Consider the following 23,663-nt stretch of genomic DNA (forward strand, 5'->3'; position numbering starts at 1 on the left):
CCGCGCAGCCGGGCTCAGGCGGCCGGGGCCGCATCCTCCAGACGCAGCTGGACCGACTGCCGTCCGTTCCAGGAATTGATCTCCAGACGGCCGGCAAGGTGGAAGCGGGCGCCGCCATGGGCCTCGATCAGCGGGCCGAGCGGGCCGTCGAAGGCACCGAAGGCGATGGCATCGAGACGCGCGCCGAGACCGTCGCCGAAGCTCAGCTTGAGATGGGCGTCGCCGACCCGGCGGACATGCAGGATGGCGCAGTCGGGAAAGGCGAAGCGGGGGGCGGGGGCGCCCGCGCCGAAGGGGCCCGCGCGCTCGATCTCGTCGATCAACTCGACCGTGGCCGCGCCCGGCATCAACAGCGCGTCGAGCCGCAGATCGGCCGGCCCCATCCTGCCCGCGCCCTGCCGGGCCAAAAGCTCGCCAAGCCGCGCCATGGCGGGCTCGAGCCGGTCGCGCGCGACGGTCAGCCCAGCAGCCATGCGGTGGCCGCCGCCCTTCACCAGAAGCCCCTCGGAGGCCAGCCGCTGGATCGCCGCGCCCAGATCGACGCCCGAGACCGAGCGGCCGGAGCCCTTGCCCTCGTCGCCATCGAAGCCGATCACCAGGGCGGGGCGGTTGGTGGCCTCCTTCAGGCGGCTCGCGACGATGCCGACGACGCCCGGGTGCCAGCCCTCGCCCGCGGCCCAGACCAGCGGACCGTCGGTGCCTCTCTCCTCGGCCTGCGCAAGGGCTGCGGCACGCACGCCGGCCTCGATCTCGCGGCGCTCGGTGTTGAGCTGGTCGAGCCGTTCGGCCAGCGCGGCGGCCTCGTCCGGATCGGCGGTGGCCAGCAGCCGCGCGCCCAGATCGGCCTGTCCGATCCGACCGCCGGCATTGACACGGGGTCCGAGCAGGAAGCCCAGATGGTAGGGCTTGGGCGCGCTGTCCATCCGCGCCACGTCGGACAGCGCCACCAGCCCGGGGCGCTGGCGCCGGGCCATGATCTTCAGCCCCTGGCGCACCAGCGCGCGATTGACCCCGACCAGCGGCGCCACATCGGCCACGGTCGCCAGCGCCACCAGATCGAGCGATTGCAGCAGGTCGGGGCCGCGCATCCCGGCGTCGCGCATCTGCCGGTTCAGCTCTACCAGCAGCAGGAACACGACGCCCGCCGCGCAGAGATGGCCGAGGCTGCCATCCTCGTCCTGCCGGTTGGGGTTCACCACGGCCAGCGCGGGCGGCAGGGTCTCGGCGCCCAGGTGGTGGTCCAGCACGACCACATCGGCGCCAGCCGCCGCGGCGATGGCGTCATGGCTGAGGGTGCCGCAATCGACGCAGACGATCAGGTCATGGTCGCGGGCCAGGGCCTGCATCGCGGGCACGTTGGGGCCGTAGCCCTCGTCGATACGGTCGGGGATATAAAGCGTGGCGCGGTGCCCCATGGCCTGCAGCCAGTCCAGCAGCAGCGCCGCCGAGGCGCCGCCATCGACATCGTAATCGGCAAAGACCGCGATCCGCTGGCGCCCGGTCAGCGCCGCGATGACGCGTTCGGCCGCCCGCCCCATGTCGCGCAGCGCGCGCGGGTCGGGCAGCAACTCCTTGAGGGTGGGGTCGAGGAAAGCGGCGGCTGTGTCTGCCGTCACCTCCCGGCGGGCCAGCACGGCGGCGACGGCGGGGGGCAACAGGGTGGATTGCGCCAGAGCCTCGGCCTGGCGCATCTCTTCCTCCGAGGGGCCGACCCAGCGCCGCCCGGTGGCCGAAGCCTCGACCCCGAGATATGCGCGTGTCATGCCTTACTTGGTGGGGTTGCGGTAGAACATCCGCCGCACCGACCCGGTCTTCGAGCGCATCAGCAGCGTCTCCGAGGTCAGATAGCCCACCTCGCGCTTGATCCCCGGCAGGAGCGAGCCGTCGGTCACGCCGGTCGCGGCGAAGATCACATCGGCCTGCACCAGGTCGTCGCGGGCATAGACCCGGTTCAGATCGGTGATCCCGGCCTTGGCCGCGCGGCTGCGTTCGTCATCGTTGCGGAACAGAAGCCTGCCCCACATCTGCCCGCCCATGCATTTCAGCGCGGCGGCGGCCAGGACGCCCTCGGGGGCGCCGCCCGAGCCCATGTACATGTCGATGCCGGTGCGGCCGCGGTCGGCGCAATGCATGATGCCCGCAACGTCGCCATCGGTGATCAGCCGGATCGCGGCGCCGGTGGCGCGGACCTCGGCGATCAGGTCCTCATGGCGCGGCCGTTCGAGGATACAGACGGTGATGTCATCGGCGCTGCCGCCCTTGGCCTCGGCCAGAACCCTGACCCGTTCCGAGGGCGACATGTCGAGCGTGACCAGGTTCTCGGGATAGCCCGGCCCGATGGCCAGCTTTTCCATGTAGACGTCGGGGGCATGCAGCATGGTGCCGCGCGGGCCCATCGCGACCACGGCCAGCGCGTTCGGCATGTCCTTGGCGGTCAGCGTGGTGCCTTCCAGCGGATCGAGCGCGATGTCGACCGCCGGACCCTCGCCGGTGCCCACTTCCTCGCCGATGAACAGCATCGGCGCCTCGTCGCGCTCGCCCTCGCCGATCACAACGACGCCCTTGATGTCCAGCTGGTTCAGCCGTCGCCGCATCGCGTCCACCGCCGCCTGGTCGGCGGCCTTCTCGTCGCCATGGCCGATCAGTTTGGCCGAGGCCATTGCGGCAGCTTCCGACACCCGGGCAAGTCCGAGAGAGAGCATCCGGTCGTTGAAATCGACAGGGGGGGTCTTGTTCATGGCAAAGCCTTTTGGGACAGGAAAACGGTCGCGCCCATCTAGCCCCCGGCGCTCTGCAAGGGCAAGGGGGGGGCATGGATGCGGTCGGCTGGGTTGCGCCGAGCGCGCGGCTCTGTTGACAGTCCCTCCGCGCCGGGCCTTCCATGGCACATGTGCGGACGGTTCGCGATCACGATGCCGGCAGAGGCGATGGCGGCGCCTTTCGGGGCGGTGCCCGGCAATGACCTGCCCGCCGGTCCCGACTTCAATATCTGCCCGACCGACACGGTCGGGGCGGTCACGTCGGCCGAGGGGCTCAGGCGGCTCCGACCGATGCGCTGGGGCTTCCTGCCGGGCTGGTACAAGAGCCCGGGCGACGGGCCGCTCCTGATCAATGCCCGGGCCGACACGCTGGCGCGGAAGCCCGCCTTCGCCGCCGCCGCGCGCCAGCGGCGCTGTCTGATCCCGGCCTCGGGTTTTTATGAATGGCAGAAAGGGCCGCAAGGGTCACGGCTGCCCTGGTATGCCAGCCGCAGAGATGGTGCGCCGCTGGCCTTCGCCGCGATCTGGCAGGACTGGGCGCGCGAGGGCCGCAGCCTGACGAGCTGCGCCATCGTCACCATCGCGGCCAATGCGCGGATGGCCGAGATCCATGACCGGATGCCGGTGATCCTGGAGCCGGCCGACTGGCCGCTCTGGCTGGGCGAGGCGGGGCATGGCGCGGCGGCGCTGATGCGCCCGGCCGGTGACGGGGTGCTGCAGCTCCATCGGGTCGGGCCGGCGGTCAACGCGACCCGGGCCGAGGGGCCGGAACTGATCGAGCCGATCTAGGCCCCGGCCTCCGGCCCGCTGCCCTGCTCGATCCGCTCGGAACGCGCCCCGATCCCCGGCCCCCTTGTGGCGGTCGGCCCGAGTGCAAGCCGGGCAGTCCGGGCGTCCTCCGGCCAGAACGGCCGGTGCAGGAGACCCGGTCGGACGCTACAGACGCGGGCATCTGGCCGGGGCGAGCAGGCGCCGGGACCGTCCTCGGTCGGCCTGCGGCCAATGCCCGGCATCTCGACCGAGTGGACGCTCCTCGCCATCTTCTCGGCCGCCGGAAGCGGCAGAGGGGTGCGGTCGAAGGAAGAGGCCGGCCTTAGCTGGCGGCTGAAGAAGTCTCAGGCTGAGCGGCCCGGGAACTGAATACCGCGCTTTCGGGCTCTCGCATCGCGCTGAAGTATCTTGATCGCGTCGGGGGCCAACGAAGTCGACGAGGATCCCGGCTTCAAATTGCCTTTTTCAGCAGCCTGGTAGCCGCCGGGAGGAGGACGGCCTGCGCGCGCGGCGTGTGGCCCTCCGCCCGACGATCCGGGGCACGCAGGCGAAGGGGGAGGGGCCATCCGCGGGGCCCATCCGCAGGGCTGTCCCTCGGGCCTCGGGCGGCCGCGGATGAGGACGCTCGTATGGCAGCCCGCCGCGCGGCCCGGGCAAAGGGCGATGTGCAGCACGGGGTGGGTCGCGCATGGCAAGCTGTCTCAGGGGTGCCGCCTGCGACTGGGACCGCGACCGTGCCTTGCACTGCGCCCTGGACTGCACCCAAGGCGCCCCCGAAGGACGGCCCCAAGGCAGCCTCGAAAATGTCGCACGAGGCCCGGGGCGCGAAGGGGCGCCTCGGGATCGCGGCGGACGGAACCGCGCCGGGCCTTGCGCGCTAAAGCCAGGTCGCCCCGGGGATCGGCCCGAGCGGGCTCCGGTCGACCTGGCCCAGCGCATGGGCCTTGTTGGCGGTCAGCGGCGCGCCGCTGAAATGCAGCCCCGCCACGGCGGGCGTGGCGGTGAACTGCACCAGGACCGAGCCGGAATTGCCGCCGAGCGTGGTGCAGTCATGGCTGACAACCCAGCCTTCGCTGTCGCCCGGAAGCCGGCCCGGTCCCTGCATGACCTGGCCCGGCGCGACATATTTGCGGCCGTAATCGGTGCCGAAGATCTCGCGCAGCCGGGTGCCGATTTCGCGGCTGATCGCCCCTGTCGCCGGATCGACGAAGGCCGAGGTCCCGGGCCGTGCCGGATAGCCGATCACCACCATCTCGGCGGCCTCGTCCATCTGCCGTGCCAGCGGCAGCGCGCGGGGCAGGCCGGGGGCGGAGGCGTCGAGGCTCAGCAGCGCCATGTCGAGATGGCCAAGCCGCTCGACGCCGCCGATCGGGTCGGGCCCGGCCATGACCACGCCGCTCAGCGCATGGCGCTGGCTGCCATCGGCGGTCTCGGAAAAGTCGATGGTGACGGCGCCCCGGTCGAAGCGCCAGAGCGTTCCGCCCTGCCCCGTCAGCTCGTCGGCGCAGGCCTCCAGCACATGGCGGTTGGTCATCACCCGGCCGCCCGCGATCAGGAAGCCGCTGCCGATATGGGTGCCGTCGAGGTCGATCCGCCCGACCGAGCGGGTCCAGTCCGGCAGATCGGCCACCAGCCCCAGAAAGGGTGCCCAGTCGCCCGCCAGCGGATCGTCGATATCGACGCTGCCGCCGGTGACCCGGAAGGCCGGGCGGTCCTGAACCCGGACCAGCGCCTCGAGCGCGATCCGGCCGGGCAGGTCGAGCTGGTGCAGCCGGTCCTCGGCGGCCATGCGGATCACGCCCTCGGCGCCCTCCAGCACCCGGGCCTGGGCGTCGCGATCGCCGAGGCCGCAGGCCTGAAGCCGGTCGAAGCAGGTGCGGGTCCGGGCCATCAGCCGCCCGGCGCCCTCGCCGGAAAGCCGCGCCCGGGCCTCGGTTTCGCTCAGATTTACGCTCGATTCCGCAGTGCCGGGCCGGCCTGCCGCCAGCAACTTCGCATATTGCGCCGAGGGGCCCGTGGCCGCGATCAGGGGCGGGGTGAAGGCGCCTGCATCCCGCCGCGCGGCCAGTCCGCGCATCACCGGTCCGGGCATCGCCCGCACCAGCCCCGGGCTCGGGCGCGGGCAGGCGGCGGTCTCGACCGGCACCCCGGCGGCGCGGTTCTCGCGCAGCCAGGCATCGCCCAGCAGATAGATCACCTCGGCCCCGATCCGGGGCCAGTCGCCCGCGCCGGTCCCGATCTCCTCATAGCTGTCGTCCAGCGCGGCGAGGATCGCGTCTTCCGGCGGCGGCGCAGCGCTTTCGGGGGCCGAAAGCGGCCCGATCCGCGACAGCTCGAGCCGCAACAGCGCATCGGCATCGACGACGCCGGCACCCATGCCCGCTGGCCAGTCCGCGGGCCGCCGCGCGGTGGCCTTCAGAGCGGTGCGGAACAGGTCGTTGACGGTGAGGCCGATCCGGGCGGCTTCGTCGCGCAGGGGTTGGCGGCCGTGATGCTCGATCCAGAGCGCCGCGACGCCTGCGGTCAGCGCGGCGGCGAAAGACGTGCCCTGACCCGGCCCGGTCGTGCCCTGGCCACCATCGCCGGGCCGGCGCCGCGCGACCCGCACATTCTCGGCCGGGGCGGCTGCCGCGATCCGGCTGCCGCGACTGGTGCCCTTCCAGGGCTGGTCCAGATGGTCGGTTCCGGCGATCCCGACCACGTTCGGGTCGCGTGCCGGATAGACCGTGACCGGCTGCACGCAATTGCCCGCCGCAGAGACGATCACGATGCCGGCCGCGGCCGCGCGTTCCAGCGCCGCCGCCATCGCCCGCGAATACAGCACCCCGCCCAGCGACATCGAGATCACATCGGCGCCGATATGCACCGCATGCAGGATCGCCCGGGCGACCGGGGTCGGGTCGAGACGCAGCACCACCGCGTCGATGCAGCGGATCGGCACCACCTCGGCGCCCGGCGCGGCGCCGAACACCCGGCCCGGCGCGCGGCTTGCGAGGGTCGAGGCAGTTGCGGTGCCATGGCCCGGGCTGCTCATGCCTTCCGAGAGCGGATCGGTCGGGTCGGCCGTGGCCGTCAGCGTGTTCCAGGCCTGGCCGAGACTTAGCAGACCCGCGAGTTCGGGATGATCCGCCACACCGGTATCGGGCTGGGCCACCAGCACGCCCCGCCCGGTGATGCCGCGCGCCCAGACCGGCTTGACGTTGATCGCCTCGATGGCCCAGTCATCGGCCAGCGTCTCGTCGGGCGCGGCCCAGCAGGTATAAGCGAGAAAGGCATCGGCCACGCTTTCTTTCTGTTCGGGGTCGTCGGGCGCGACGACGAAGCTGGCGCCGATATCTGGCACCGCCGAGACCAGCCCCATCTCTCCTGCCAGCGCGTCGGCGGCGGCAAAAAGCGTCTCGGGCGCGATCCGTCGCCGGATGCCCGGAAATTGCAGCACCAGAAAGCAGGGCAGCAGATCGTCGAGTGGCTCGAGGCTGAAACACTCGCCCCCCAGAAGCCTGGCCATGCGCCCGCGCTCGACCGTGCAATCGGGCGGGACACGGTATTCGAGGGTAAATCTCAGGCGATCGGGCGGCAGGCCGGGCTCGGGCTCGGCCGCCGCGATGCCCTGTGCCGCGACGAGCAGATCCAGTGACATGAAAATGCCTCCCTGAAATATCTTCGCCTGGGGAAATCATGCCTGCGGAGGGCGCGAAAACCAAGCCTTGCCTCAAGCCTTGTCTCTAGGCGGGCGCGGCGCCTCTTGCGGGGAGGCGGGGTTTTTGATAGCGCGCCGGGCTCCGCCCCCGGAAGGATCCCCGCCATGCCCGCCAGCTCTGCCATGCTTGCCGTCGATTTCGGAACCTCGAATTCGGCCGCAGCGGTTCTGGAGGCGGGCCGGGTGCGCCGGCTGGCCATCGAGCCCGGCGCCGAGACCCTGCCCACCGCCGTGTTCTTTCCCGACGAGCGGGCGCCGATGCGGATCGGATCGGCCGCCGCCGAGGCTCTGATCGCGGGCGATGAGGGGCGTTACATGCGGGCGCTGAAAAGCGTGCTGGGCACGCCGCTTTTCCACGAGGCGCGCCCGATCGGCGGCAGGCGGCGGACGCTGGCCGGGATCGTCACCGCCTTTCTGGCCGAGCTGAAGGCCCGGGCCGAGGCCGCTGCGGGCACCCGCTTCGAGCGGGTCCTGTCGGGCCGCCCGGTGCATTTCCACAGCGCCGATCCGGTCCGCGACGCCGCCGCCGAGGCCGATCTGCGCGGCTGCTACGAGGCCGCGGGCTTTCGCGAGGTGGACTTCCGGTTCGAACCCGAGGCGGCGGCGCTGGCCGCGCGCGCCGATGCCCGGCCCGACGAGCTGGGGCTGATCGTCGATATCGGCGGCGGCACCTCGGATTTCTCGGTGTTCCGCGCCGGTCCGGACGGTATCGAGATCCTGGCCAGTCACGGCATCAGGCTTGGCGGCACCGATTTCGACCATGCGGTCTCGATGGCCCATGCGATGCCGCTGCTGGGGCTGGGCGGCGCGCTGCGCCGGAGCTTCGGCGATGGTCTGTTGCCGGTGCCGAAGGCGATCTATGTCGATCTGTCGACCTGGGCGATGATCCCCTTCCTTTATAACCGCGAGACCGAACGCGCGGTCGAGGACATGGAGCGCCATGCGGTCGACCGGGCGACGATGGCGCGGCTCGGCCATGTGATCGACGTGCGGCTCGGCCATGAGCTGGCCTTCGCGGTCGAGGCGGGCAAGATCGCCGCCAACCTGGGCGGGGCGCCCGCCTGGATCGGGATGGGGCAGATCGAACCCGGGCTCGGGGCGCCGGTCACTGCGGGCTCGCTGAACGCGGCGCTCGCGCCCTATCGCGAGCCGCTGCGCCTGGCGATCTACGAGACGCTGATGCTGGCCCGGGCCCGTCCCGACCGGATCGGCGCGGTGGTTCTGGTCGGCGGCTCGAGCCTGATGGGGCTGGTCGAGACCGAGGCCCGCGCCGCCTGTCCGGGGGCCGAGATCCGCCGCTCGGAGGCCTTCACCGCAGTGGTCGACGGGCTGGCGCTGGCCACTGCCCGCGCCTGACCGGGATCCGACGCGGCACCGTTCCGGAACCTAGCGCGGCCGGGGCAGGGTGAACCGGGCCTCGAACCCGTCGGCCCGGCCCGGGCGCGGCGAGATCAGCTCGATCCGGCCGGAACTCCGTTCGGCGATGGTGCGCACGATGGCCAGCCCCAGCCCGGCCCCCTCGGCGCCGCCATTCGAGCGGGCAAAGCGCGCGGTCAGCCGGGCCAGGTCTTCGGATGGCACCGGATCGCCGCCATTGCCGACCGACAGCACGCCTTCGGCAGTAAGGGCGACCTCGACCGGCCCGGAGCCATGTCTCAGCGCGTTCTCGATCAGGTTGCGGCAGAGGATGCCGAAGGCATCGGGGTCGAGATCGGACAGGACCGGCGCCTTGGGCAGCGACAGCGCGATGCGCCCGGCCCGGCCCAGCCGTTCGAGATCGCCTGCCACGATGTCCAGCACCTGGCGCAGGTCGGAGGGTTCGGATGCCGTCAGCCGCGCGCCCTCGGCGCGGGCCAGCTGCATCAGCTTTTCCGACAGGCTGTTCAGCCGTTTCAGCGTGGTCTCGATCTCGCTTGCCCGGGCGGCGGCGGCGCTGTCGGAGGTTTCGGCGCGCAGGCGCTGGGCCTGGGCGATGGCGCCCGCGACCGGGGTGCGCAGCTCATGCGCGGCATTGGCGGCAAAGCTGCGTTCGGCCTCGAAGGCGGCGCGCAGCCGGGTCAGAAGCTCGTTGATGCTGCCGACAATCGGGCGCAGCTCGCTCGGCAGGGTGCCCTCGCCAAGCGCCGAGAGATTGCGCGCGCCGCGTTCGGCCAGCGACTGGCGCAGCGCCCGCACCGGCCGCAGGCTGGTGCCGACCGCGATCACGATGGCCAGCAGGCTGAGCGGGATCACCACCACCAGCGGCAGCGCCAGATTGGCGGCGATCTCGCGCGCGACCTCGGCCCGGCGCGACAGGGGCTCGGCCACGGCAATGGTCACATCCTCGTCGCGCGCCCTGTCGTAATACAGCCGGTGGGTCGCGGTCCGGCGGAAGCCTTTCTTGTGGTAGGGCGGAAAACCCTCCGGATCGGCATCCTCCGAGATCAGCAGGACCGTGCCGTCATGGTCGCGCACGACATAGCTCAGATCCTCGACCTCGCCGTCGAACTGGCGGATGCGTTCGGACCAGTCGCGCGCATGCCGGTTGCGGCGGCTGTCATGGCGGTCGTCCTCGTCACGGTGCCGGCCCTCATGGGCGCGGACCGCCAGCGGCAGCAGCCGGTGGGCGGCGTCGCGCAGCGCGCTGTCGAAGACCTCGTCCATCTCGTGGCGCAGCTCGCGCAGCGTCGCGCCGGCGGCGGCGATCCAGAGCACGGTCACTGCCAGCCCCACGGCCAGCGCCAGCCGGCCCTGCAGCGAGCGCGGCCCCCTCACGGGCTGCCCAGCCGGTAGCCGAGCCCGCGTTCGGTGTCGATCACGGCCCGGCCGAGCTTCTTGCGCAGGCGGCTGACATGCACCTCGATGGTGTTGCTCTCGATGCTGTCATCGAAGGAATAGAGCCGCTCCTCGAGCTGCGCCTTGGACAGCAGCCGCCCCGGCGCTTGCACGAAGGCCTCGAACAGCGCCCATTCGCGATGGGTCAGCGCCACCGGCCGGCCGTCGCGCCGCACCGCCTTGGCGGCCAGGTCGATCTCGAGCGGCCCCAGATGGATCAGCGGGTTCGGATTGCCCGCGTAGCGCCGGGCCACCGATCCGATCCGGGCCGAGAGCTCGTCGAGATCGAAGGGTTTCACCATATAGTCGTCGGCGCCCGCATTCAGCCCCTCGATCCGGTCCGAGACCTGATCGAGCGCGGTCAGGATGATCACGGGGGTGGCATCGCCCCGCGCCCGCATCGCCCTGAGGAAGGGAATCCCGCGCCCGTCGGGCAGCATCAGGTCGAGCAGCACCAGATCGAAGGCGCCCACCGCCAGCGTGTCGGCGGCCTCGTCAAGCCGCGTCGCCCAGTCGGCGCCATGGCCATCGGCGCGCAGCTGGTCGGCCACCGCCGCCCCCAGCACGCCATCGTCCTCGATCAGCAGGATACGCATCGTGTCGTCCTTGTTTCGGCCCGAGCTTATAGCGCGCCCCGCCTGACGGGAAGCTGAAGCAGTTTTTGCCGCTCCGTCAGGCGACGATCAGGCGCGGGGGCGAAAACCGGACCATCGACCGACACCATCCTTCGAAAAGGAGACCGACATGACCCGCATCTCGCTTCCCATCATTGCCGCCTGCCTGGCCCTCGGGCTGTCCGGCGCGGCCGTCGCGCAATCCGCCGCTCCCACTGGCCTCACCGTCCCCACTGGCCCCGACCTGTCCCGGCCCATGGCCCGGCAGGCCGGATCGGGCGTCTGTCTGGCGGGCGGCGCCCGGCATGAGAGCCATCGCGGCCTGTGGCACCGGGGCGACGACCATCACGGCCGGGTCGGCCGGGATCGCGACGACGACCGGCGCCCGGACCGGAGCCAGGACCGCAATCAGGGCCGCTGTTCCACCCCCGGCTTCGATTGCGACCGGCGCAGCGGCGGCGGTCAGGCGATGCGGGCACCTGCGCCCGGCACCCCGCCTGCCAACGGGCTTTTCGACAATGGCGCCGCTCCGCGCGCCCGGACCAACTGAACGCGACCTGACAGGAGGACAAGAGATGAAGACCCTGCCGACCGCCCTCGCCGTCAGCACCGCCCTGACCGCTCCGGGCCTGGCCCTTGGCGACGAGGTGACCTTCACCACGACACTGGCCGATTACGGCGGTGACGGCGCCTATCTGGCCTATTACGTCACCGATGCCTCGGGCGCCTATGTCGGCTCGCTCTGGATGGCCGGGGCCAAGGCCAAGTACTACAAGCACCTGTCCGACTGGTCCGCGGCCACCGGCGGCGACAGCGCCGAGGTCGAGGGCATCACCGGCGCCAGCGTCGGCGCGGGTCGGACCCTGACCGTCAGCCTCGATCTGGCCGGGGCGCTGTTCGATGCGGGCTATGCGCTGCATATCGACGCCGCCGTCGAGGACATGCGCGACAGCCCCTCCGAGATCGTGCTGCCGCTCACGACCGAGGGCGCGGGCCGTCCGGTCGCGGGGCGCGGCTATATCGCCAGTTTCGCCTACGACATGTGAGGAGGCTCCGATGATCCGTCCGCTGCATCGCTGGGCCGGGCTTGCCGCCGCCCTTTTTCTGTCGGTGACCGCCCTGAGCGGGGCGGCGCTGTCGCTTTATCCTGCGGCCGAGGCGCTGGGCACCCCGCCGCTGCCCGCGATCTCGGTGGCCGATCTGGCCGAGCGGCTCGGGTCGACGGTGCCCGGGCTCGAAGAGATCCGGGTCTCGGCCTCGGGCCGGATCACCGCCTATGCCTTCGACGCGGGCAGTGCCGCGCGCTGGTACGTCGACGGGGCGAGCGGCGAGATCCTCGGCCCGGCGCTGCGTTCTCCGCTTCAGCTCTGGCTGACCAATCTGCACCGGGCGCTGTTTCTGGGCGATGCCGGGCGGCTGGTCGTCGCGACGGCGAGCCTCGCGATGCTGATCCTGACGATGTCGGGGCTGGCGCTGGCGGTGCCGCGGCTGGGCGGCATCCGGGCCTTCTTCGTTCCGGCGCGGGGGCTCTGGCGGCAGCGGCTCCATCTCGATCTGGGGCGCGTCGCGGCGGCGGGGCTGGCGGTTTCGGCGCTGACCGGGCTCTGGCTGGCGGCGGACAGTTTCGATCTGCTGCCCCGAACCCACGCGCCTGCGGCCTCGGTCACGCTCTCGCTGGCGGATCTGCCCGCGGCCGAGCTTCGCCAGCTTGCGCTGCCGCGCCCGGGGGTTCCGGGCGATCTTTTCACGCTGCGGACGGTCGCGGGCAGCGGCCATGCCGACCCGCTCAGCGGCGTGCTGCTCGACTGGACGCCCGCCAGCGCGGCCGAGCGGCTGAGCGCGCTGGCGATCCGGCTTCACAGCGGGCGCGGCGCGGCGGCGCTCGGGCTGATGCTCGGGCTGTCGGCGCTCTGCGTTCCGCTTCTGGGCCTGACCGGGCTTGTGCAGCAGGCGGGGCGTCGGCTGGGTCCCGGGGCACTGCGCCGCGTCCGGGCGGTGGCGCCCGGGGCGGCCGACACGATCCTGCTGGTCGGCTCCGAGGGCGGCACCACCTGGGGCTTTGCCGAGACCTTGCGCGCGGGGCTCGTCCGGGCCGGTTGCCGGGTGCATGTGGCGCCGATGGCCGAGTTTGCGCCCGCGCGCTATCTCTCTGCCCGCCAGGTGCTGATCCTGGCCGCGACCTCGGGAGCAGGCGATGCGCCGGGTTCGGCGCGGGGCTTTCTCGACCGGCTCGCGGCGCTGCCCGCTCCGCCCGCCGCACCCTTCGCGCTGCTCGGTTTCGGCGACAGCAGCTTTCCCGCCTTCTGCGGCTATGCCGACAAGGTTGCTGCTGCCGCGCGCGCGGCGGGCTGGGCCGAACTGATGCCGCCCGCCCGCGTCGACCGCCAGTCGGCAGCAGATTTCGCGCGCTGGGGCCATGCGCTGGCCGAGCGGCTCGGACTGGCGCTCGAGTTGGCGCCGCCCGTCGCCCCGCCCGTGCCGCTGCGCCTGCGGCTGGTCTCGCGCCGCGACTATGGCGCCGAGGTGCAGGCCCCGGCCGCGATCCTGCGCTTCGCCCTGCCGCGGAGAAGCCTCTGGCAGCGGCTGACCGGGCAGGGCTTCGGCGCGTTCCGCGCGGGCGATCTGCTGGCGGTGCTGCCGGAGGGCGACACCCGCCCGCGCTATTATTCGCTGGCCTCGGGCAGTGAGGACGGCTTTGCCGAGATCTGCGTGCGCAAGCATCCGGGCGGGCTCTGCTCGGGGCAGCTTTTCGAGCTTTCCCCGGGCCAGACGGTGACGGCCTTCCTGCGGCCCAATCCCGGCTTTCATGCCGGGCCCGGCCGGGCGCCGCTGATCCTGATCGGCGCGGGGACCGGCATCGGCCCTCTGGCGGGCTTCGTGCGGGCCAATCGCTCCGGGCGGCCGATCCGGCTTTATTTCGGTGCCCGCACGGCCGAAAGCGATCTGCTTTATGGCGACGAACTGGCGCGCTGGATGCGCGACGGACGGCTGGCCGGTCTCGCCACCGCTTTCTCGCGCAGTGCCGAGCGGGCCTATGTTCAGGATCTTCTGCGCCGCGATGCCGAGCGGGTGGCGGGTCTGATCGGGCAGGGCGCGCAGGTCATGGTCTGCGGCGGGCGGGCGATGGCGGCGGGGGTGGCCGAGGCCTTCGACGAGATCCTGTCGGGCCGCGAGGCGAGCCTGTCCGGGCTGAAGGCGGAGGGGCGCTATGTCGAGGATGTCTACTGAGCTCTCCGCCTCGACGCGGCGGCTGGCGCTGAACGGCCCGGCGATGGGGGCGCGCTGGTCCGCGCTCCTGCATGCCGCGCCCGGGGTCGACCCTGCGCCGCTCCGGGCCGCCCTGTCGGCGGCGGTCGAGGCGGTCGAGGCCGAGATGTCGGTCCGCCGCCCCGACAGCGATTTGATGCGCCTGAACCGGGCGCCGGCCGGTCTCTGGGTCGATCTGCCCGAGGGGCTGGTGACGGTCCTGACGATGGGGCTGGCCATCGGGCGGGCCTCGGGCGGGGCCTTCGAGATCGGGCTGGGCGATGCGACCGCGGCCTGGGGGTTTTCCGGCACCCCCGCCGATCCGGCCCGGATCGGTGCGGCGCTCGCCCTGCGGCGGCGTCCGGCGCATGAGCTTCTGGACCTCGACGTCGCCAACCGGCGGGTGCGCAAGCATGGACCGCTTGCGCTCGATCTTTGCGGTATCGCCAAGGGCCATGGCGTTGACCGTCTGGCCGAGGTGGCGCAGGGCTTCGGGGTCGAAAGTGCGCTTCTGGCCATCGATGGCGATCTGCGCGCGCTCGGGCCCCGGCCCGACGGGCAGCCCTGGGCAGTGGCGCTCGAGCGACCCGATCCGGGGTGCCGAGCGCTGCATGGTCTGCTGGCACTCGAGGCCGGAGCTGTGGCGAGCTCGGGCGATTACCGGCACTGGGTTGATCTGGGCGGACGGCGGCTGTCGCATACCATGGATCCGGCGCGGGGCGCGCCGCTGGCCGACAGCCCGGCATCGGTCACGGTTTTGGCGCCGCGTTGCATCGAGGCCGATGCCTGGGCGACGGCGCTGATGGTGCTGGGAAGCGCGGCCGGAGCGGCGCTGGCGCGGCGGCTGGGGCTGTCGGCGCTCTTTCTCGACCGCGAGGGCGGCGAGATCCGCGAAACCCCGGTCGGGCCGGGCTTTGCCTGTGCCTGAGCTGCCGGGCCAGCGAAACGCCCGTCGCTTGGCGGGCGCTGCGCAGCTTTTGCGGGACTCAGCGCGGCCGGTCGGCCAGAACCCGTGCCAGCTCCATTGGAGACCTGCCCGAGGCGCGCGCGATCTCGCTCAGCGGCCGGGCCGGATCGCTCATCGCAAAGCCCGCTGCGTCAAGCCGGGCGGTCAGCTCCTCGACGGTGGTTCCGAGCGCCGGGGCTACCGTGGCGGGGGGCTGGGCCATCACCTGCATCGCCAGCCCGAAGACCGGAGGCCGCCCGCCGCCGCTGCCGCCAGTCGGCAGGAAGAAGGCGGCCGAGGCCAGAAGCGTGACGGCCAGCGACAGGGCCAGCGGGCGCCCCGTCAGGTAGCGCAGCATCGGTCGCCAGTTGCGCCAGACATGCAGCCCGAAGCCCAGGATCAGCGCCATGCTGAGCCATTCGTGGATGCCGTGAAAGGCCCGGGGGCCGAGATGGAAGAAAAGCGCGATCCCGGTGATCAGCGAGACCAGGAAAAGCGCGATGGTCGAGGGGGTGGCATATCGCATGAGAAGGCTGCGCATGGGCGTTCGTCCTTTGGGTCGTTGCGCCGGCCGCATCATCGGGCCGGTCGGCGCAGGAAACGCCCTCAGCCTGACGGCAGACTGAAGTCCGCGCAGAACAGGTATTCAATTTGTCTGTTTTCGCGGAACTTCCTGCCGGGGAATCGTGTTGAAGCCACGGGTCGATTCGGGGCCGGAATGCTGCGTTCCGCGCGGTCCGATCAGGCGCGAACCCGCCGAAATCCGGCGCAAACCCTGCCGGTTGCGCGGTCGTTGGCTGCCGATACGGTCTGACAAGGGGCAAGCCCCGCGTAGCAGAGTCGCAGGCGGCGACAAAAGGCTGCCATCATGCGCTCTGTTGGGTATGGTCCCGCATGGCGGCCAAAGGGCGCCGGGCTGTGCTTTGGCGCTCCGGCGGTTCGTCTGGCCGATTGCGGGAGGCATCAGGGGCTCCCGCCGGAACCCGCAGGAGGACGTCCTGCCGCGGACGGGGTGGTCCTGGCCGTCGGCAGCGGAACGAAAAAAGGATGAACCATGTCCAATAATTCGCATAACCTGATCCGGCTGATCGTCGCCGCGCCGGCGATTGGCATCGCGATCGCGGCTGTCGGCTTCAGTGGCGGCAAGGAAACCAAGAGCGAGCCCGTGATCGAGACGCCGGTCGCCGAGGCTCCCGCCGCCGAAGCGGCCGCGCCGGCCGACGAGGCTGCTACCGACGAGGCTGTTACCGACGAGGCTGTTTCGGAAGAAGCTGTGACCGAGGCGCCTGCTGCCTCCGCTGCTGAAACCGCCACCGAAGCTGCCGAAGCCCCGGTCGCCGAGGAAGCCGCTGCCGAGGAACCTGCTGCCGAGGAAGCCGTTGCCGAGGAAGCCGTTGCCGAGGCTCCGGCCGCCGAAGAAGGTGCTGACGCTCCCGCCGCAGAGGATGCCGCCGCGACCCAGGACGCTGTCGCCGCCGCGCCCGCAGCCGAGGAAGCCACCGCCGAGGAACCGGCTGCCGAAGCCGCCGACGCGCCTGCTGCCGAGGAAGCCGCCGCCCCCGCCGCCGAGGCGACTGCTGCCCAGGACGAGGCTGCCGGGGAATCTGCCGCCGAGGAGACTGCTGCTGCGGATGACGCCGCCGAAGCGCCTGCGGCTGCCGCTCCCGTCGCCACGCCCGATGCCGCGGCCTCGGCGATGACCCTGGCCGAGCAGGCCTCCGCGCTTGCCGCCGAATATGCCGATCTCGCAGAGCGCGCCGCTGCTCTGGCCGGCAAGTCCTCGGCCCTGACCGCCGCGACCGAAAAGGCTGCCGCCGCCCCTGAAAGCGTCGAAGAGCTGTTCGGCAATATCGCGGCCGCCGCGAGCGAGGAACCGGCTGCCGAGGAACCGGCCGCTGAAGAGCCCGCTGCAGCAGAACCGGCTGCCGAGGAGCCTGCCGCCGAAGAACCCGCTTCCGAAGAGCCGACCGTTGCCGAGAAGGCGGTTGATGCCGCGACGGCTGCCGTCGAGACGGCCGAAGATGCGGCCGACAGCGCGGGCGAGGCCGTGACCGAGGCGGTGCAGGACACCCGCGAGGCGCTCACCGGCAGCGAAGAGCCCGTGATCGGTGGCGATGCGACCGAGGAAGCTGCTGCCGAACCGGCCGCCGAGCCTGCCGCCGAAGAACCCGCTGCCGAGGAACCGGCCGCCGAAGAGCCTGCCGCTGCCGAGGAACCCGCCGCCGCCCCGGCCGCCGTGGTGACCGGCGATCCCGCCAAGGGCGAAAAGGCTTTCATCCAGTGCGCCACCTGCCACAGCGTCGTCAGCCCCTCTGGCGAGACGCTGGCCGGTCGCGGTCTCAAGGTCGGTCCGAACCTCTATGGCATGCCGGGCCGCACCGCCGGGACGGTCGAAGGCTTCCGCTACTCCAAGTCGATGAAGGCCGCCGGAGAAGCCGGTCTGGTCTGGGACGAGGAAAAGGTCTCGATCTATGCCGAAGACCCGACCGCCTACCTGCGCGACTATCTCGACGATCCCCGGGCGCGCGGTCTGATGACCTACAACGCCCGCGACCCGCAAGAGGTCAAGGACGTCTACGCCTATATCTCGAAGCTGTCCGAAGAGTAATCGCTCGGAGGCCAGTTTCCCCGCGACACGCATCAAAGCCCCGTCCCGGCCGCGCTGCCGGGGCGGGGTTTTCCGTTTCGCTCGGGGGCTTCAGGCCCGAAACAGCGGGGCGAGCGCCTCCGTCCGGCAGCGGCCCGGGCGAAACCGGCCTGACGCCCTCTTTCAACTCGCCTGGAATTCGGCGATCCCGAGCCCCGGAAGGCCCCGGAAGGCGGTACCCGGCCATGACCCGGGCTCAGACGTTCAGCGCGTCAGGCGACAGCTCGTGCCAGAGGGTATATCCCGACGGCATATTCGGTCGGGGCGATGCCGGGGCGCGACGCTCGATAAGGGCCTGTTCGACCGGATCGAGATCGCGGGTGCCGGCAAGGACGATCTGCCGGGGTGCGGCGCCGGGGCCCGTCTTCCAAAGCCCCGCCGGACCGCTCGGCGCGATCCCGCCCGGAACGCCCGAGGCGCCGGTTTCGGGGGTGTTGAGATCGCGATTGGCGTCGAGGCGCAGGATGGAGGCCCCCGAGGATGCCGCGCGACGACAAGCAAGGGGGCCGGGCAGGGTGGCGGGGCATCGTTGCCGAGACCGAGACGCCGCCGCCTGCCAGAACGGCGCCGCCCCGGGCCTGAAGCGGCCCGAGGGCCGGCCGAGCGGCCGCGAGCTCCGTCCTCCAGTCGGCCGTCCGCGCGGGATGGACCTTGCCGATCGGGACCGGGGCCGTGCCGCTTCGGCGGGGCAGGACCGCACCGATGCGGCCATGCCGAGCGCGTTGCGGTCGCCTGCATGCCGCTGAATTACGGTATATGCTCTTGGGAAGGGGCAATCTCTCGCCTTGGTTCCGTCCGGCCGTATAGCGGCCTTGCCGGGTTGTGGATAAAGGCGGAGGTGATGGAAGGACGGGGGCTATCGCTTCCCCCTGATTTTCGATGCCACCGAAGGGCTCTGCCGGTTCGGAAGGCACTCTCTGATCCGCGGCCCATTGCGCCTCGCCAAAGGGGGCGCCTGGTCAAATTCGTCTCGGTTTTCGATCTTCACCCGAACATCCGCCGATCTGGAGGCCCCTGACCGCCGACAGGCCGTTGCAGCCTGCTAGGGCAGAGGCGCGCAGTGCGGGCAGGACTCCGGGCAGGGCCTAGCGGGTCAGGCCCGCGTAAAGCTGGGGCAGGCGTTCGGGCAGGCGGGCGATGTTTTCCAGCACCAGGAAGTTCCGCTGCCCGAAGATCTGCGCGACATATTGATCGGCGCGCGGGTCGAGAGTCAGGCAGAACGGGATGACGCCGGTCTTGGCGACCTCCTGCACGGCGGCGCGGGCGTCCTGGCGCAGATATTGCGGATCGCGCTCGTCGATATCCGAGGGCGCGCCGTCGGTGATGACCAGCATCAGCTTCTTTGCGGCGGCGACGCGGCCCAGATGCGCCCCCGCATGGCGGATCGCGGCGCCCATGCGGGTCGAGAGATGCCCCTCCATCCCCGCCAGCCGCGCCTTCGGGATCTCGCCCCAGGGCTGGTCGAAATCCTTGTAGCGGGCATAGAAGACGTTGTGCCGCCCGTCCGAGCAGAAACCATGCAGCGCGAAGGCATCGCCCACCTTGGCGATGGCCTCGGCCAGAAGCACGGTCGCCGTCCGGGTCAGGTCCAGCACCGTCTGATCCTGCCCCGTCACCGGGTCGTTCGTCGATTCCGACAGGTCCAGAAGCGCCATCACCGCGATGTCGCGGGTCTTGCGAACCGACCGCATCATCACCCGCGGGTCGGGTTGCCGCCCCATGCGGATATCGATCATCGCCTGGGTCGCGGCGTTCAGGTCGATCTCGTCGCCATCCTCGAGCCTGCGGATGCGCTGGACGCCCTGCGGCTGCATCGCGTCCAGCAGGTGCCGCATCCGCTGGGTCAGCTTGCGGTTTTCGGTCAGGATCGCGTCGATATCGGCCGGATCGCCGAGGCGCGGGCGCTTTTCCTGCACCATGGCCCAGGCCGGACGGTGCATCTGGATGCGGTAGTCGAACTCGTCATAGGGCACGGGCGGCGCGACGGGCGCCTTGCCCTCCTTCTCGTTGAACGAGACGCCGTCATCGTCGAACAGCTCGGTCTCGGCAACCCAGATCTCCTGGGCGTCGTCACCCGCGGTCTCGACCTCGACCTCGTTCACCATCTCCGAGACCGAGACATATTTGCGGACCTGCTGTTCGGGCGCGACGCCCTTTTCCCAGTCGACCGTTGCCTCGAATTCCCAGATATAACGGTTGTCGTCGCGATAGGGCGCGGCCTGCCCGTCGCGCCAGGCGGAATAGGGCTCGTTGCGCAGACGATGCGCCAGTTGCAGGCCCAGATCGAAGGATGTCTCTGCGGTGCCCGGATCGGCCCCGGCGAAAGCCGCCCGCACCCAGTCCGCGGTCTCGTCCTCCAGCGGCGTGTCGGGGTCCAGCAGCGCCAGCGCGATCCGGCCGAAGCGCGCGGTCATCGACCCGTCAGCGGCGGGGCGGTGGAATTGCAGCCAGAGATCGCGCAGGCGCGGGAAGCGGGCGATGGCCAGAGCCTCGACGCGCGCGTCCTCGATCAGGCCAATACAGGCGCGTTGCAGCGCGTTCAGTTCGTCGCCCTTCAGCGGCGCAGTGGTGACCATGACATGGGCGGCGGCATGGGCGGCGGCGGCGCGGTAGAGGTCGAGCCCCGGCACGCCCTCCCAGTCGTCATAGGCGTCTGGCAGATGCAGGAAATACTCGGCGATATGGGGGCGGATTCCCTCGCGGGCCTCGAAATCGCCCGCCGTCGGGCGCATCAGGAAATCGCGGCCCCAGAGCGCACGCAGATACATCCCGATCCGCCGGTGGATGTCGACGAACAGCGTGCCCTTGCGCTCACGTTGCAGGATCGCCTGCGATTCCGCGCTTTCGAGGCCGAAATAGCGGCTCAGCTCTTCGTAATCGGTGCGATGCGCCTCGGCGCCCCAGCTGGCCCAGCGGCGCAGGCCACCGAGCGTCAGCACGCTCAGCAGCTCTTCGAGATGCTCCAGCATCGGTCGCAGGCCGCGCGGCGCCTGCGCCAGCAACTGGTTCAGGAGTTGCAGATAGGCGCGGAAGAGCTCGGGGTCCGACAGGCGGCGCGAGGCCACGGGGGCGGTCGCCAGAACCCGTTCGATCACCGCGCCCGAGGTGCGCGAGGCAAAGCCCAGACAGGCCTGCGCCAGATCGGGAATGATGTCCTCGCCCAGATCGCGGGCGACGGTCGGCACGGTCTCGATCCAGCTGCGCACGATGTGATCGCCGCGCCCCATATGCGACAGCGCCGCCGTGCCCTTCAGCCAGTTGTCGAGCCCGCGCGGGCTGAGCAGGCGCACCGCCTCGGGCCAGAGCTCTTCCAGCGTCTCGCGCTGCGGCGCGTCGAGATCGGCCAGCAGCTCTGCGTAGTCCTCGAGCCTCGCCATGGCGATCAGAAATAGGTGGCGACGGCGGCGTCGAGCGCGTCGCGCATGTCGGGATCGTCGGTGATCGGGCGCACCAGCGCCATGCGGCAGGCGGCGGGCGCCTCGATCCCGCGCGCCATCAGCGAGCCGGCATGGATCAGCATCCGGGTGGAAATTCCTTCGTCGAGCCCGTGGCCCTTGAGGTTGCGGGCGCGTTCGGCGATCGAGACCAGCTTGCCCGCCTCCGTCGCATCGATGCCCGCCTCATGGGTGACGATCTCGACCTCGGTCGCATGCTCGGGATAGCTGAAATCGAGCGCGCCGAAGCGTTGCTTGGTGGACTGTTTCAGGTCCTTCATCAGGCTCTGATAGCCGGGGTTATACGAGATCACGAGGTGGAAATCCTCATGCGCGCGCAAGATTTCCCCTTTCTTTTCAAGGGGCAGGACGCGGCGGTTGTCGGTCAGCGGGTGGATGACGACGGTGGTGTCCTGCCGTGCCTCGACGATCTCGTCGAGATAGCAGATCGCGCCATGGCGCGCGGCGAAGGCCAGCGGGCCGTCCTGCCAGCGCGTGCCCTCGGGCTCGAGCAGGAAGCGGCCGACGATGTCCGAGGCGGTCATGTCCTCGTTGCAGGCGACCGTGACCAGCGGCTTGCCCAGCCGCCAGGCCATGTGCTCGACGAAGCGGGTCTTGCCGCAGCCCGTCGGGCCTTTCAGCATCACCGGCATCTTCGCCGCATAGGCGGCCTCGTAAAGCGCGACCTCGTCGGCGACGGGCCGGTAATAGGGCTCGTCCGCAACGCGGTACTGGTCGAGCATGTCGGTCATGGTCCGTCCTCCCCGGGGATGATGCGGCACTGGTCGGGACCGCGCCCGGTCAGGGCGCGGTGCGCTGTTTCAAGGGCGGCCGGTCAGACCGGCGTGCCGCGATAGACGACCATGTTGGCGCCCTGGCTCTGGCTGTAATTGTTGTAGCCGATCAGGCGGACATGGTTGTCGGGGTTCGCGTCATGGCAGGCCTTCAGTTCTGCCAGGATCGCGTCGACATCGGTTTCCCCGAACATCGGCAGCTTCCACATGTACCAGTAGTTGGACTTGGCGAATTGCGGCTCGGTATGTTCGATGGCCGGGTTCCAGCCATGTTTCACGATCCATTCCACCTGCTTGCGGATCTGCGCGTCATCCATCTCGGGCAGGTAGGAAAAGGTGCCCATCCGGCGGCTCGCGGGGTCCGACAGCCGCGAGGTGTAGTCCTGAACCTTGCTCATTCTCTCTCTCCCTCCGGGCGCTCAGCGGTGCTGGGTGTCGAGCTTGTCGACGGTGTCGAATTCGAACTTGATCTCTTTCCAGGTCTCCATGGCGACCTTCAGCTCGGGGCTGTGTTTCGCCGCCTCGGTCAGGATCTCCTTGCCCTCCTTTTCCAGCTCGCGGCCCTCGTTGCGGGCCTGCACGCAGGCCTCGAGCGCGACCCGGTTCGCCGCGGCCCCGGCCGCGTTGCCCCAGGGGTGGCCGAGTGTGCCGCCCCCGAATTGCAGGACCGAGTCATTGCCGAAGATCGAGACCAGCGCCGGCATGTGCCAGACATGGATGCCGCCCGAGGCGACCGGGAAGACCCCCGGCATCGCGCCCCAGTCCTGATCGAAGAAGATCCCGCGCGAGCGGTCCTCCTTGATATGGCGGTCGCGCAGAAGGTCGATCCAGCCCAGCGTCGCCGCCCGGTCGCCTTCGAGCTTGCCGACCACGGTGCCCGAATGCAGGTGATCGCCGCCGAGCAACCGCAGCATCTTGGCCAGCACCCGGAAGTTGATGCCGTGATTGGGGTTGCGGTCCAGCACCGCGTGCATCGCGCGGTGGACATGCAGAAGCAGCCCGTTGTCCCGGCACCATTTCGACAGCGAGTTATGCGCCGCCCAGCCCAGCGTCAGGTAATCCGACATGATGATCGGCGTGCCCAGCTCCTTGGCGAATTCGGCGCGCTTGTAGACCTCTTCCATGGTGGGCGCGGTCACGTTCATGTAGTGCCCCTTGCGCTCGCCGGTCTCGGCCTCGGCCTTGTCGATGGCCTCCTGGCAGAACAGGAACCGGTCGCGCCAGCGCATGAAGGGCTGGGAATTGACGTTCTCGTCATCCTTGGTGAAGTCCAGCCCGCCCCGCAGGCATTCATAGACCGCGCGGCCATAATTCTTGGCCGACAGCCCCAGCTTGGGCTTGATGGTGCAGCCCAGAAGGGGGCGGCCATACTTGTCCATCTTGTCGCGCTCGACCTGGATGCCATGGGGCGGGCCGAAGCAGGTGGCGACGAACCACAGCGGAAAGCGTACGTCTTCGAGCCGCAGCGAGCGCACCGCCTTGAAGCCGAAGACATTGCCCACGATCGAGGTGAAGACGTTGACGACCGAGCCTTCCTCGAACAGGTCCATCGGATAGGCGATGAAGGCATAGAAGGCCTCGTCGCTGCCCGGCACGTCCTCGATGGCGTAGGCGCGGCCCTTGTAATAGTCGAGATCGGTCAGCAGGTCGGTCCAGACCGTGGTCCAGGTCCCGGTCGAGCTTTCGGCGGCGACGGCGGCCGCGGCTTCCTCGCGCGAGACGCCGGGCTGCGGGATCACCTTGAAGACAGCGAGGATGTCGCTGTCCTTCAGCGTGTAATCGGGCTCCCAATAGGTCGACCGGTATTCCTTGACACCGGCGTCATAGGTCTTGGCCATCTGTGCTCCTCCGACGGGATGTTGTCGTTGGGCGGCACTATGGGCGCTTGAATGCCTTTGTAAAACTGAATAGTTTTTAGGTTAAAGATAGGGAATTGCA

17 protein-coding genes are annotated in these 23,663 nt (G+C 70.5%); 7 read left to right on the plus strand and 10 right to left on the minus strand.

All coding sequences use genetic code 11. The annotated features are described in order from the left end of the window. Positions 1–14: 14 nt before the first annotated feature. The gene (gene recJ / locus B5V46_RS03610; protein ID WP_080615314.1) at positions 15–1,763 is read right to left on the minus strand and encodes a single-stranded-DNA-specific exonuclease RecJ; all 1,749 of its coding nucleotides are present in this window, start codon (positions 1,761–1,763) and stop codon (positions 15–17) included. A gap of 3 nt (positions 1,764–1,766) precedes the next feature. Further along, entirely contained in the window at positions 1,767–2,738 is a 972-nt protein-coding gene (glpX, locus tag B5V46_RS03615) for a class II fructose-bisphosphatase (protein ID WP_080615315.1), read from the minus strand. A gap of 150 nt (positions 2,739–2,888) precedes the next feature. On the opposite strand from glpX, the gene B5V46_RS03620 reads away from it, so the two are divergent. Next, a complete protein-coding gene (locus B5V46_RS03620; protein WP_080615316.1) occupies positions 2,889–3,548 on the plus strand; it encodes an SOS response-associated peptidase in 660 nt (219 codons plus the stop codon). An 859-nt stretch (positions 3,549–4,407) separates the two neighbouring features. Here B5V46_RS03620 and B5V46_RS03625 read toward each other — a convergent pair. Continuing rightward, on the minus strand, positions 4,408–7,170 hold the full coding sequence (locus tag B5V46_RS03625) for a S8 family serine peptidase (RefSeq protein WP_080615317.1): 2,763 nt from the start codon (positions 7,168–7,170) through the stop codon (positions 4,408–4,410). Positions 7,171–7,335: 165 nt separating this feature from the next. Between B5V46_RS03625 and B5V46_RS03630 the strand changes: the two genes are divergently transcribed. Beyond that, on the plus strand, positions 7,336–8,586 hold the full coding sequence (locus B5V46_RS03630) for an Hsp70 family protein (protein WP_155773926.1): 1,251 nt from the start codon (positions 7,336–7,338) through the stop codon (positions 8,584–8,586). 30 nt (positions 8,587–8,616) lie between these two features. On the opposite strand, the gene B5V46_RS03635 is transcribed toward B5V46_RS03630, so the two are convergent. Continuing rightward, a complete protein-coding gene (locus B5V46_RS03635) occupies positions 8,617–9,984 on the minus strand; it encodes an ATP-binding protein (RefSeq protein WP_080615318.1) in 1,368 nt (455 codons plus the stop codon). Continuing rightward, the gene (locus B5V46_RS03640) at positions 9,981–10,640 is read right to left on the minus strand and encodes a response regulator transcription factor (RefSeq protein WP_080615319.1); all 660 of its coding nucleotides are present in this window, start codon (positions 10,638–10,640) and stop codon (positions 9,981–9,983) included. Before B5V46_RS03640 ends, B5V46_RS03635 begins: the two co-directional genes overlap by 4 nt. 148 nt (positions 10,641–10,788) lie before the next feature. On the opposite strand from B5V46_RS03640, the gene B5V46_RS03645 reads away from it, so the two are divergent. From B5V46_RS03645 to B5V46_RS03660, 4 genes are read left to right on the plus strand one after another with little or no spacing between them, the layout of a single operon-like run. Beyond that, positions 10,789–11,208 carry a hypothetical protein gene (locus B5V46_RS03645; RefSeq protein WP_080615320.1) on the plus strand — a complete coding sequence of 140 codons (420 nt, stop codon included), beginning with the start codon at positions 10,789–10,791 and terminating at the stop codon, positions 11,206–11,208. Between the two features lie 25 nt (positions 11,209–11,233). Then, positions 11,234–11,704: a DUF2271 domain-containing protein gene (locus tag B5V46_RS03650; RefSeq protein WP_080615321.1), complete on the plus strand. Its 471-nt coding sequence runs from the start codon at positions 11,234–11,236 to the stop codon at positions 11,702–11,704. A 10-nt stretch (positions 11,705–11,714) separates the two neighbouring features. Further along, the gene (locus tag B5V46_RS03655; RefSeq protein WP_080615322.1) at positions 11,715–13,886 is read left to right on the plus strand and encodes a PepSY domain-containing protein; all 2,172 of its coding nucleotides are present in this window, start codon (positions 11,715–11,717) and stop codon (positions 13,884–13,886) included. After that, a complete protein-coding gene (locus tag B5V46_RS03660) occupies positions 13,876–14,832 on the plus strand; it encodes an FAD:protein FMN transferase (RefSeq protein WP_369822808.1) in 957 nt (318 codons plus the stop codon). The genes B5V46_RS03655 and B5V46_RS03660 overlap by 11 nt, the downstream gene beginning before the upstream one ends. Positions 14,833–14,890: 58 nt before the next feature. Here B5V46_RS03660 and B5V46_RS03665 read toward each other — a convergent pair whose 3' ends face one another. After that, positions 14,891–15,391 (minus strand): DUF4405 domain-containing protein, encoded by a 501-nt coding sequence (locus B5V46_RS03665; protein ID WP_080615324.1) that lies wholly within the window; start codon positions 15,389–15,391, stop codon positions 14,891–14,893. A 513-nt stretch (positions 15,392–15,904) separates the two neighbouring features. Between B5V46_RS03665 and B5V46_RS20365 the strand changes: the two genes are divergently transcribed. Next, positions 15,905–17,458, plus strand: coding sequence for a cytochrome c family protein (locus B5V46_RS20365; RefSeq protein ID WP_231119215.1), 1,554 nt, complete (start codon positions 15,905–15,907; stop codon positions 17,456–17,458). 1,124 nt (positions 17,459–18,582) lie between these two features. Here the strand turns inward: B5V46_RS20365 and B5V46_RS03675 are convergent. The 4 genes from B5V46_RS03675 to B5V46_RS03690 all read right to left on the minus strand — a co-directional run bounded on the left by B5V46_RS03675 (position 18,583) and on the right by B5V46_RS03690 (position 23,563). Further along, positions 18,583–20,874, minus strand: a complete 2,292-nt coding sequence (locus tag B5V46_RS03675; RefSeq protein ID WP_080615325.1) for a nitric oxide reductase activation protein NorD — start codon at positions 20,872–20,874, stop codon at positions 18,583–18,585. Positions 20,875–20,879: 5 nt separating this feature from the next. Then, positions 20,880–21,683, minus strand: a complete 804-nt coding sequence (locus B5V46_RS03680) for a CbbQ/NirQ/NorQ/GpvN family protein (protein ID WP_080615326.1) — start codon at positions 21,681–21,683, stop codon at positions 20,880–20,882. Between the two features lie 83 nt (positions 21,684–21,766). Further along, a complete protein-coding gene (locus B5V46_RS03685) occupies positions 21,767–22,123 on the minus strand; it encodes a ribulose bisphosphate carboxylase small subunit (RefSeq protein WP_042456575.1) in 357 nt (118 codons plus the stop codon). Positions 22,124–22,144: 21 nt separating this feature from the next. Next, on the minus strand, positions 22,145–23,563 hold the full coding sequence (locus B5V46_RS03690; protein WP_042456572.1) for a form I ribulose bisphosphate carboxylase large subunit: 1,419 nt from the start codon (positions 23,561–23,563) through the stop codon (positions 22,145–22,147). Positions 23,564–23,663 lie beyond the last annotated feature (100 nt).

The sequence above is a fragment of the Rhodovulum sp. MB263 genome, assembly GCF_002073975.1.
Classification (GTDB): domain Bacteria; phylum Pseudomonadota; class Alphaproteobacteria; order Rhodobacterales; family Rhodobacteraceae; genus Rhodovulum.